At 49.5% G+C, this 11291-nt stretch carries 12 protein-coding genes; 8 read left to right on the top strand and 4 right to left on the bottom strand.

Annotated elements, in window-relative coordinates; genetic code table 11:
- From ACYC56_RS08560 to ACYC56_RS08545, 4 genes are all read left to right on the top strand, one after another.
- On the top strand, positions 1–421 hold a 421-nt coding region (locus tag ACYC56_RS08560; RefSeq protein WP_461373766.1), incomplete at its 5' end, for a hypothetical protein.
- 165 nt (positions 422–586) lie between these two features.
- Complete coding sequence (locus tag ACYC56_RS08555) at positions 587–1426, top strand: DUF2935 domain-containing protein (RefSeq protein WP_461373765.1); 840 nt, start codon at positions 587–589, stop codon at positions 1424–1426.
- Between the two features lie 165 nt (positions 1427–1591).
- Positions 1592–1753: a lmo0937 family membrane protein gene (locus ACYC56_RS08550; protein ID WP_461373764.1), complete on the top strand. Its 162-nt coding sequence runs from the start codon at positions 1592–1594 to the stop codon at positions 1751–1753.
- A 123-nt stretch (positions 1754–1876) separates the two neighbouring features.
- Complete coding sequence (locus ACYC56_RS08545) at positions 1877–2629, top strand: N-acyl homoserine lactonase family protein (RefSeq protein WP_461373763.1); 753 nt, start codon at positions 1877–1879, stop codon at positions 2627–2629.
- On the opposite strand, the gene ACYC56_RS08540 is transcribed toward ACYC56_RS08545, so the two are convergent.
- Together ACYC56_RS08540 and ACYC56_RS08535 are read right to left on the bottom strand one after the other, a co-directional pair.
- Positions 2580–3521 carry a TIGR01777 family oxidoreductase gene (locus ACYC56_RS08540; protein ID WP_461373762.1) on the bottom strand — a complete coding sequence of 314 codons (942 nt, stop codon included), beginning with the start codon at positions 3519–3521 and terminating at the stop codon, positions 2580–2582. The two genes, ACYC56_RS08545 and ACYC56_RS08540, sit on opposite strands and share 50 nt — an antisense overlap.
- 121 nt (positions 3522–3642) lie before the next feature.
- A complete protein-coding gene (locus ACYC56_RS08535; RefSeq protein WP_461373761.1) occupies positions 3643–4071 on the bottom strand; it encodes a hypothetical protein in 429 nt (142 codons plus the stop codon).
- Positions 4072–4694: 623 nt separating this feature from the next.
- On the opposite strand from ACYC56_RS08535, the gene ACYC56_RS08530 reads away from it, so the two are divergent.
- Positions 4695–5741, top strand: coding sequence for a sodium:calcium antiporter (locus ACYC56_RS08530; protein ID WP_461373760.1), 1047 nt, complete (start codon positions 4695–4697; stop codon positions 5739–5741).
- 14 nt (positions 5742–5755) lie between these two features.
- Here ACYC56_RS08530 and ACYC56_RS08525 read toward each other — a convergent pair whose 3' ends face one another.
- Positions 5756–6337: a metal-dependent hydrolase gene (locus ACYC56_RS08525; RefSeq protein WP_461373759.1), complete on the bottom strand. Its 582-nt coding sequence runs from the start codon at positions 6335–6337 to the stop codon at positions 5756–5758.
- Between the two features lie 288 nt (positions 6338–6625).
- On the opposite strand from ACYC56_RS08525, the gene ACYC56_RS08520 reads away from it, so the two are divergent.
- Positions 6626–6880 carry a hypothetical protein gene (locus ACYC56_RS08520; protein WP_461373758.1) on the top strand — a complete coding sequence of 85 codons (255 nt, stop codon included), beginning with the start codon at positions 6626–6628 and terminating at the stop codon, positions 6878–6880.
- 96 nt (positions 6881–6976) lie between these two features.
- On the top strand, positions 6977–7615 hold the full coding sequence (locus ACYC56_RS08515; RefSeq protein ID WP_461373757.1) for a phosphatase PAP2 family protein: 639 nt from the start codon (positions 6977–6979) through the stop codon (positions 7613–7615).
- 111 nt (positions 7616–7726) lie between these two features.
- Here ACYC56_RS08515 and ACYC56_RS08510 read toward each other — a convergent pair whose 3' ends face one another.
- On the bottom strand, positions 7727–9550 hold the full coding sequence (locus tag ACYC56_RS08510) for an APC family permease (RefSeq protein ID WP_461373756.1): 1824 nt from the start codon (positions 9548–9550) through the stop codon (positions 7727–7729).
- 333 nt (positions 9551–9883) lie between these two features.
- Between ACYC56_RS08510 and ACYC56_RS08505 the strand changes: the two genes are divergently transcribed.
- A partial coding sequence (locus ACYC56_RS08505; RefSeq protein ID WP_461373755.1) for an AMP-dependent synthetase/ligase occupies positions 9884–11291 on the top strand: 1408 nt, incomplete at its 3' end.

The raw sequence follows: 11291 nt of genomic DNA, 5'->3' as shown, positions 1-11291 counted from the left end.
TATCGATTGGATGATCACGAAAACCGGCGAGCACTTTATCGCCGAGCGAAACGCCAGAGAAACGGCGACCGTTCCGGCGCTCAACATAGCCGATGTCGTTTCGGGGGCCAACAAGACCGGCACTCGAGTCGTATCCCCACCGCTTTCAGTTTTCACGCAAGACCGCATGTATTTCGAGGAGCCCGTTACTTTTGAAGATGTATACGAACGATTACGAGAAAACAGCCTGCTTTCGGGGCAATCCTCGAATAACAGTGGCGTTGTCATCTCGGCCCCGCCGTCTCCCGCATTCGGCATATATAGCATAGGCATTGTTGTCCTGGGAACAAACACGGAGAACCTGCTCAAAACTTACAACGCCGCTACACGGGTACTGGGTGCACAGGAAAACAAGCTCCTGTTCAGAGTGAGCTTTCAGTAATGAGCAACTACCAATCCGCTGCGAATCCTCTCTTTCTGAAGTTTTTCTTTTCGCTGCTCGGAGGCTTTAAAAGTAGAGGACTGTTTTATTTCTAGCTCCCGCCTGAAACTTCTCCTGGAATATGGGAAAACCACCACATACGAATTTAACGGGAGGAGAATTATTATGGCACAAGTAAAAGTATTTAAAGAAAGCAGCCTCGGTACGATCGTCACCCGGGATGAGGGATTAAGGCCCGTCTACCTGGCGGCGATGGACACAACTAGTCCAAATGTAAGGGCTCTTGCCGAGGTGATATTCTGGAGCGACCAGATCAGGGAGCACAGTCTCTTCATGGAGATGTTGCTCCCGATCGAGGATTTACCGAAGGAACATGAGCGCGCTGTTATGTATAGGGGCGCCTTCGAGGTGCTCTACGAGCGGGCTACGCAAATCGACCTCGATGAGGACGCCATACGGAATCTTAGCAACGACTTTATGGCCCAAACAGCGGGAGTCATAAGATTTAAGCGTCAGCTTGAGGATAGTCAACGCAGTGGAAAGATCCATAGCCTGCTGTGGCCGCTGTTTCTCGATCACATCGCCCGCGAGGCTCAGCGCTTCCTTAACCGCCAACAAATATTTATGGGCGGCCAGGACATACCTGCAGACCGGGACGAAATCATAAACTTCTGGGCGCAGATAATGGCGGAACATACCGCCTTTATCGCGCACCTGCTCGATCCCACCGAGATCGACCTATTCATGAACGCACTTAAAGAAAGCGATACGTTCAGAAGGATACAGAAAGAACACGGGCTTGAAGGGAACACCGATCCGGTCGTAATGGAGATCCACCATGTTATCGATTTTAAGACGGCGGCGTTAAACGGCATACAGACCGGGCAAATCCAAAGCATAATCACCCCTGCATTGGCCGACCATGTTCGGCGCGAAGCGGTCTTTTTCAACGATGAATTGCGAAGAGCGGACATGGGCATGGGGGTTCAACCTAAAGCCGCATAACCAAGCCTTTAAAATCACAGAACCGAGGGGGCCGGGCATCAATGCTTTTGGCCCTCTTTCTTATTGCAGTGACTTCTAGCATGCGCCCCCACCGCCGGCTTAGCCCGATTAGAATATCCATGCGTGGGTATCTTAAACGTAAAAACCGGTAGAGGGGTGATTATTATGTTCACGATTCTATGGATAATTATCGCGGTTTTACTTGTAATATGGGTGGTCGGTCTTGCGTTTAAGTTGGCGGGGGCTTTGATTCACATTCTCCTGGTAATCGCCCTTGTCCTGCTGGCTATCAACCTGATCTCGGGAGCACTGGGAAGGCGCAGGTGAGACATTGATTCGATAGTTTTCACAATTACTCAATCTTTCGCTAAAAGTATTACAAAGTCGCCTCCTTTCTGCTAATATTATTTACTATTATTCGCTGTTATTACTAAGGAAAGGATGGATGGCATGACAACCACGTATAAAATCCACCCGATTGTGGTGGGTAGCAAAGTCATCGATAAAGGCATAATGACCTATCAATACAATTACGGCACGGAGTTTCATATCCCCGTGTATGTCTGGTACCTGGAGGGTGGGGACAAGAAGATCCTGGTCGATACGGCGCTGATGGGTATCCTGCCTTCCAAGGAGAGGGAGGAGCGCATCGGCGGCAAAATCCACACGTTCGAGGAAGGCCTGGCAAAGTGGGGGCTCACTCCTGAAGATATCGATATAGTCATTCACACGCACCTGCACAACGACCACTGCGAAAACGATATCAAATGCAAGAACGCCGTGTTCTACGTCCATGAGCTTGAGATGGAACGCATCCATAATCCGAGGCCGCTCGATTTCCGCTACGAAGTCGATTTCATTGAAGCGATTGAAGAAGCGGGGCAGATAATCGAAGTCAAAGAGGAAGAGATGGAAATCGTCGACGGTATTCGCGTCCTTCACACCCCATCGCATACCAACGGGTCGCTCACGATCCTCATCAATACAGAAAAAGGACTTGCCGCCATTACGGGCTTTTGCGTGATCAACGAGAACTTTACTCCACCTCCGGCCGTCCGCGCCATGGAGATGGAAGTCCTCGCCCCAGGTGTGCATCACGATGCCGATCAGGCGTACGAACAGGTGCTTCGTATAAAGAACTTAGCGGATATCATTATCCCGCTGCACGAGCCCAGCTTCTCGTCCGTTGATACGATAGGATAGTGGATAGCGCGGCCTCCGCTGTTTCATACTTGAATATATAGCCGGCCCCGAGGGCTTTGCAGGGAAGAACCCGTTGCCCGGTAAGAAGCATATCGGACATCTCGCCTAAGGCGATTTTAAGGATAAACCCCGGCAGGGGAAGCCATGAGGGGCGGCTTAACGCCCGGCCGAGTTGTTTGCTGAACTCTTTCATCGTAATAGGTGTTGGGGCGGTTGCGTTTACCGGACCGCGTAGCCGGTCATTTTCAATGGCCGCTATGATGATGCCTACTAAATCATCCCGGTGAACCCAGGAAAACCATTGCCGGCCGCTTCCAACAGGACCTCCGATATAGAGTTTGAATGGGGTGATCATACGGGCCAGCACGCCACCGTTTTCGAGCACGACACCGATTCGCACCATAACAACGCGAACACCGAGCGCCTCGGCTTTTGCGGCCTCGTCCTCCCAGGCTTTCGTTACATTCGCTAAGAAATCAGTACCGTTTGGTTCATCCTCGCAGAGCTTCTCATCGGTGTGCGGTCCGTAATAGCCGATAGCTGAGGCATTCACTAATACCTCCGGCTTTTCTTCAAGATCTCGCATGGCATCTACGATACGTCGCGTGGTGAGAACACGGCTGCTCAAGATTTGCTCTTTACGCCGGTTTGTCCAGCGCTTATCGCCGATCGATTCTCCTGCGAGATTAATAATGGCTTTGGCGCCTGAAAGCGCTTCTTTGGGGATTTTAGAGGTGTCCGGCCAGTGGATAATCGTATACCCTGGGCCGAGGGCATGCTCAGCAGTTGTAACAGTACGGGCCAAAACGGCGACATCCCAGCCGCGTCGATTGAGTTCGCAGCATAGCGGTATCCCTACAAAACCCGTTCCACCAACAACCAGCACTTTCATCGTATCCTATCCTTTACATATCCTTCGATAGGGATGAATTCACCGTATTTCGGCTGAACTCCTGCTAACGCCGGATAAATAGTTTCTAGGTAACGAGTATCTAGGTCTATCGCAAACTTATCTATGCGTGAGCTAAGATCGCATGCTTTAATAAAGCCACTTTCGACGTGGGTATCCTGCGAAGCGTTACGACTCTTCCGCACTCGAGGTCGAGAACAAGCGTATTCTCGAAACGCATTGTTTCGGCGAGAGTTTTTTTCAGGGTAATGCCCGTTACTTTACCCTTAGGTATCTCTGTATTCCTGCCCCTCGAAGAGAAGACAAGCTTATCGGTGAAGACGCTGATCTTAAGACCGTTTTTTGCAGCCACCTTAAAAACCGGCGTCCGATTATCCCCGCTTGCGTTCACGGCAGATGGCAGCCCTGTAATTTCATCAAACTCTTTCATGATAAATTCCTTCTCAAGCTCAACTAATAGTTCTAATGGATCTGATACCTCGTCAATATATGTGTTTGTCTCACTTTTAGCGGCCATTTCAACAGTGCTCATTTCACACCTCTTATACTACAATACCTTGTACTATATATACCACCCGGGGTATTTTTTATGCTAGCATCCCAATGGTGAATGCGCAAGGGAGTTTGATAATATTCAGACAATCCCTTAGATACATTGTAAGCAGAGTTTACATATGATAGCATAACAGTACTAACTAAGTATGCTTGCCCCTCTTACTTCGCCGCCCAATTGTAATCCTACTATCCCTGCTACTGGTAGTATCGCTGATGTTCGGTGTGGCTACCGTATTCGCCGCCGGCTATGGAGACAATGAGTTCCGGCCCATGAACGTCATCAGCCGTAAAGAAGCGGCAAAGATGATCTTTAAGGTGATGCCTGACGCGCAGCAGTAATCGCCGGTAAAGGGAACAAATGCTTTCCCCCGCGGAATTGCTATGAAAAAGTAATTCCGGTACAATGATGATAACCAGAAGGGGAGTAGCTACCCGCAATGCGGGTTGGTCGTTTCGACAATCCCGGCAGAAATGCCCGGACGACCAGTTGATTACAATTTGCGAGACCTTCAATCGTTTGCGATTGAAGGTCTTTTTTTTTCAAGAGAAGCCGGCCGTTCAAGCTGTTCAATCACATAACGTATGATGGGAGAGATGTAGTTGCTAATAACATATTTGCTTTTTGGGGTATCTTTAGTGATCATACTGGTCGCCTGCGAGCTGTTTAGCAACGGCGTCGAGTGGTTCGGGCATCGCCTTGACCTCGGCGAAGGGGCAGTTGGCAGCATCCTTGCCGCAATCGGCACAGCGCTCCCCGAGACCATCATCCCGATTCTCGCAATCCTAGTCGGCGCGGGCGATGGCGGGGAAGGCATCGGCATCGGCGCCATCATCGGCTCATCCTTTATGTTGGCAACCCTTGCTATGTTCGTGGTCGGCACCGGCATTATCGTCTTCTCGCAGACGAGAGGCCGCTCCCGAGAAGTCGACGCGCATATCACGGGCATGTCGCGCGACCTGACGTACTTTTTAACCAGCTACGGCCTGGCCCTTACCGCGGCTATCGTGCCATATCGCCCCGTTAAGCTGATGTTGGCCGTTGCACTTCTCGGCATCTATGCACAATACTTCCGCAGCACGATTGCGGACTGCGGCGAGGTCGGCTGCGATCTCAAACCGCTTCACTTCCACCGCAAAGGTTTGCCGCCGAGATGGAGGTCCATCACGGTACAACTCATTGTTTCGCTCGGCGTCATCGTCTACGGCGCGCACCTGTTTATAGGCCAGGTGGTTACCATATCAGAGCAATTCGCGATCTCCGCGCTTGTTTTATCCCTGCTCGTCACCCCCATCGCAACCGAACTGCCTGAGAAGTTTAACAGCGTTATGTGGGTACGGAAGAACAAAGATACGCTCGCCCTGGGGAATATTACCGGCGCCATGGTGTTTCAAAGCTGTATCCTGCCGTCGTTCGGCATCTTCTTTACACCCTGGCACCTTACCGAGCCCGCGGTCGTGGCCGCCATCCTCGGACTTGCCGCCAGCGTTATGCTGCTCATCGGCCTCAAGGTGAGAAAAAGGCTCCATGCGGTCCACTTGCTCTTTAGCGGCTTGTTCTACTTCGGGTTTATCACGTATGTGATCCTTCTTGGCAGGCTTGGAGAAGGCTTTGTAACTAAACTGGGCGCCAGCTTATTGCACCTGTAAACGCCCATTGTTAATCATTTAATTCCAAGAATGCTTAGCAGGGCGTACGCATTATCTGGATAAAAGTAGCCAAGCACGATAACTCCCACGATTATCCCCGGCATAACGAGAAGCTTCTCGACCATCCCGTTCGTTTGCAGGCGCAAGAACTCGAATGGCGGCAGACCGATATGAAACGGAAGAGGGAAGAAAAGTGGAACGCCTTCCTTGGTCATCATATCCGTGAACAAGTGCGAGCCGAATGCGATCATGAAGCTTAAGAACAGGATATTGACATCGATGCCCGGCCCGAACGGCAACGCCGCCAGAAGCGCCCTTATACCGATACCAAAGAGAAACATTCCGAGAAACGAGTGCGTAATATGACGGTGACCCCCGATAAACACCGGATGCACGATCCGCGACAAACACCCGCCGGCCGGCACCTTATCCCAAACCGTACTGCCCGGCTTATCCAAGTCGGGGGTAAGCCCACCGACAAGCGCCATTAGCAGCGACAATGTCGCGGTTTCGAATGTCATGTCGTTTAAAGGAAAGAGTATGGCTGCCGCAGACACCGCTCCGACAGCCGCAACTTCATGCGTGCGTCCTAACATTGCAACCCCTTTTCATCTCAAGTACATCGCACGGGCGGGGGTAATTTGAACTATATTCTACCAGTTATGGGCAAACCCTGCATACCTTTGCTTGAATTCAATCAGAGCTTACGCGAACCATCACAGGTTAACATACAAAGAGCCACAAAAGTACCGGGTTTTTGTATAATAACAGTTAGAGATATTTTCTCAGAGGTTTTCAGTAGATTATTCAGCTTGATGAAGTAATATATTCATAAACTACTACTGAGAAATCTCGAAAGGCACGTTTTGTAAGAGGTAAGCACTATGGAAAAAGATACGGATAAAGAACTAACGGCAGCTCCTGCTGAAGGCACAGATATAGGTACGGCACATGAGGTCGAGGAACAAAGGAAAGCCGATGATGTCCTTACTGAGCAAAAGCGAAAAGACCTCTTGCTCGAGCAGGAACGTATGCGAAAATGGATAGAAGAAGACGAGCCGCTGCCCGTCAAAATGGCCTGCAAGCTCAGCCAGCATATAGTGGCTAAAAACACCGACAAAACCTGTAAGAACGACTAGAATAACAAGAACTCACGAAGTACTTGAAGCATATGATTTAGCTACACTAAGAAACGTAAAATAACATAATATCACGACCAAGTTGAAAGGGTGACGATGAGATCCTCGCTTAGAACATTTGTGTTTGGCTTTGTGTTTATCCTGCTTGCATTGTTTACGGTACTCTCAATCTACGTCTACAATCACCCGGCAAACGTCTTTGATCTTAATGCTACTAACATCTTCCAAGAGCAGAAATGGGCGGGTTTTCTCGTCACAACCAATGCGATATTTAAAGCATCCGCCTTTAGATTGGTCTATGTTGTTCTCATTGGGATATTCGTCTTGAAGAAACGTTATGCACTAAGCGCCCTTGTCATGGTAGCGCTGGCTTCGGAGCTTCTCACCTATGCGATAAAAGCAATCATCGCTCGACCCCGGCCAACATCAGCCCTGGTAACCCTCTACGATCACAATACCGGCTTCAGCTATGTATCGGGCCACACGCTTGAATACACGCTTCTCTTCGGGCTCCTGGGATTTCTGGCCCTATTAAGCGCCGAGGGTCGATCTGGCAGATATATACTCTCGGCCGTGGCTTTTACAATGCCTCTTATCGTAGGATTGGGGCGAGCTTACTCTGGGGCTCACTGGTTAACGGACGTGATAGGCGGCTATCTTCTTGGAACCGCACTACTCTTAACACTGGTATACCTTTGCAGGGGAGCTTTCAAACCAAAACGCCGGTTCAAGTGAGGTAACGCATAGGCGGTAGGTAACCGCTATGTTCAGGCAAACCAACCTCGCCCACCGAGTCGGAGTAATCCTAATCCGCATCGATTGATATCCAACATAGCCCGAGTATAGCTACATCAACTGATACGGCACGCTCGTGATGATGACGTTAGGCCAGAACATCAAGCGGGTCTTCAGGATAAACGCCGTCTGGTTATGAAGCAAGTGCTGCCACCACTTCTTGCAGATAAACTCAGGCACAACAATAGTGATAAAGTCATCCGGGTTTTCCTCGTGGATCTGCTTAATCCTCTCAATAATCGGGCCGATGACATCCCGGTAAGGGGATTTAACAACCTCAATAGGTGTGCTAAAGCCGTATTTTTCCCACTTGTTCAAAAGATCCGTCGGGGGATCGGAATTGATGTTAACATACATCACGTTTACATCATTATCGCCCGATATCATCTTGGCATAACGCAAGGCCTGCAAGGTGCCGCAATGCACCCCACCGATGCACATGATAACCCAGTTTCGAGTTGGCCTCGGTGGACGCAAGTTACAAAGCGAGAGCTGCTCGGCAATGCTGTTATAGTGCCGCTTAATCGTCATAAAGATGAGAATTAATATGGGCACGATTAGGATGACGATCCAGGCGCCATGCATAAATTTGGTCGACCCGATAACGAGAAGCACCACAAAGGTCGCCACTGTGCCGAGCCCGTTGATGATGGCCTTGTTAACCCATCCCTGACCCCGCTCCCGATACCAGTGCTTCACCATACCCATCTGAGAAAGCGTAAAGCTCGTGAAGACACCGACCGCATAGAGCGGAATCAACCTGTGCGTCTCCCCCCCGAATATCACGATAAGAACGATTGAGAAGAATGCGAGCATCAAAATACCGTTTGAGAAGGCGAGCTTGTTGCCTCTATTCATAAGCTGGCGCGGCATAAACCCATCCGCCGCCATAAGGGAAGAGACCCTCGGAAATCCTGCAAAACTCGTGTTCGCCGCCACGACAAGGATGAGCGCCGTCGCTGCCTGGATATAGTAGTAAACCGGTCCTCTTCCAAATATGGTCCTGCCAAGCTGCGAGAGCACCGTCTCACTATGGCTTGGCACCAGGTGATACATGTGTGCAAGCTCGGTTATCCCCAAGAATATCGAACCCAGGATAAGTGCCATCCACAGAAGCGTAGATCTTGCATTCTTGGACTCCGGCTTTTTAAAAGCGGTAACCCCGTTGCTTATCGCCTCAACACCTGTCAGGGCTGCGCACCCCGACGAGAAGGCGCGCAGCACTAGGAATATCGTGATTGGCTCAAAGGTCGAGGCTGCAAGATGTGCGGTTTCGACCTGCGGGTGACCGAAGTAATATTGAAAGAACCCGAGGGCTATCATTATAAACAGCCCCGAGATAAACGAGTAGGTGGGTATAGCAAAGAGTTTTCCACTCTCTTTTACCCCTCGTAAATTCGCAAGCATGATAAGAAGAACAAACGCGGTACCGATCGGCACCCGGTAATCATGAAGCACGGGTACCGCCGAGGTAATATTGGCAACAGCCGCTGCAATACTAACGGCAACGGTCAGTGTGTAATCGATGAGAAGCGAGGCCCCTGCAACAAGGCCCGCCTTGTGCCCAAAGTTCTCCGACGCCACAACGTACGCCCCGCCACCGTTAGGGTAGGCGGTGATAACTTGCCGGTACGAGGCGATAAGGATAGTAAGAAGCGCCACGATCGCCACAGCGACCGGAAGCGAAAGCGAGAGCGCCCCAGACCCCGCCAGGACAAGAACAAGCAGAATCTCCTCCGTCGCGTAGGCAACCGATGAGATAGCATCCGATGAGAACACCGCAAGCGCGAGGGTTTTTATCAGGCGTTCTTCGTTGTCGCGCTCGGTTTCAATAGGCTGGCCGAGTAAAGCCCGTTTTAAAGTTTGCGTTACCATATATGACCTTGAACTATTCTCATATCAGGATATAAATGACCGCTTTTCAGCTGTCCGACCTTTATTAATGACTAAATAAATATACTCCTATTTTACCAAGCTGCAAATATGGTTTTACCAGGCATTTCATTATGTAACCCCAATGGTGGACTAACCTTTAGTGTGCATTGTTGTTATTCTAACGACTAGGCGGCAATTAAATCCCAATATCTTGGTAACTTAGCGATGTCTACAAAAAGGCTCCGGTAACTTCCATAATTTGGTATATCCCTTGTATTTATGCTATATTAACAAATGATTCAATAATAAAACTATCGTAAGAGGAGTCAAAGGATGCCGAAGACCGCCCCTAAAAAGCATTCCTTCGGGCTACCTTCTATCGGTTCTGTGCTGCCTGCACGAATATTGCCGAGCGAAGATTCCGAGGAGATTACAGACTTATTCACTAAAGAACAACTCGATATGCAAACAATTCCAGGCAAGTTCTTAGAAGTTTGCAGCAAATACCCCGATAAACTAGCCCTTCAGTATAAAATAAATCATATTTTCGGCTACATTCCATATAAACGCCTGCTCAACCTGGTCGAGAACTTTACTCTCTCCTTAGAAACATTGGGCGTTAAGAAAGGTGACCGCGTAGTAATCGTCTCAGAAAATAGGCCTGAATGGGTGGTAGTAGACCTGTCAGTAAAAAGCCTGGGGGCAATACTTGTTCCAATACATAAGACCTTAACTATTGAGCAAATCAAAGAGATCATCAACGAAGTCGAGCCGACCTTGTTTGTAGCGTCGAATGTCGCCACGGTCTTAAAATTAAAAGAGGTAAAAGCGCTCTCGCATAGGGATTTGCCAATCGTTTTTATGGATACAACAGGGGATAATGAACACGTAGAATCCGACTACATATACGATTTCATCTCCGCTTTACAGCTGCTACCCCATGATGATCACTTCGATACCTACAAAAGCAGGCTCCAGAACGTAAAGGCTTCAGAGGTAGCGGCAATAATATATACACCGGCCGCTAATGGGCAATATGTGGGCGTTCAGCTTACTCACAGCAACCAGGTTCGTAACGTAGAGAACATCAATCAATACCTCCGAATAAATGAAAACGACCGTTTTCTTTCGGTTCTGCCTTTATCACATGCCTTCGAGAACACAGCCGGGTACTATCTTCCATTATTCTCGGGCGCCACGATCAACTACTTATCCGATCTGTCGGATTTAACGAAAGTCGCCCAGAGCTTTCAGCCTACGGTCGTGATGGGCGTACCAAGGCTGTATGAAAAATTATCCCGGGGGATGAAACCAGCGGCTCTCACTGATGGGCTCACTAAGCTGGGCGGTAAGCTTCGCTTTCTTGTATCGGGCGGGGCTGCGCTGAAACCCGAGATAAGTATATTTTACAACTCGCTCGGCATCACGATCCTGGAGGGATATGGGTTAACAGAAGCAGCGCCGGTTATCTCCGTCAATAAACCCGAGAATTATCGGATCGGCACAGTCGGCCAACCTCTCCCCGACGTTACGGTAAAACTTGCGGACGACGGCGAGATCCTGGTAAAAGGGCCAAGTGTCTCACCCGGCTACTTTAAGAACAAAGAAGCGACCGAGCACGCATTTGCCAACGGATGGCTTAAGACCGGCGACATAGGAGAGTTCGATGAAAACGGCTTCCTTAAGATAACCGGCAAAACGAAGAGTACTATCGTGCTCTCAACTGGTAAAAATGTATCTC

The organism is Candidatus Aquicultor sp., from assembly GCF_054640775.1.
The sequence above is the reverse complement of the archived record's forward strand: the minus strand, read 5'-3'. Positions and strand labels throughout refer to the sequence as shown.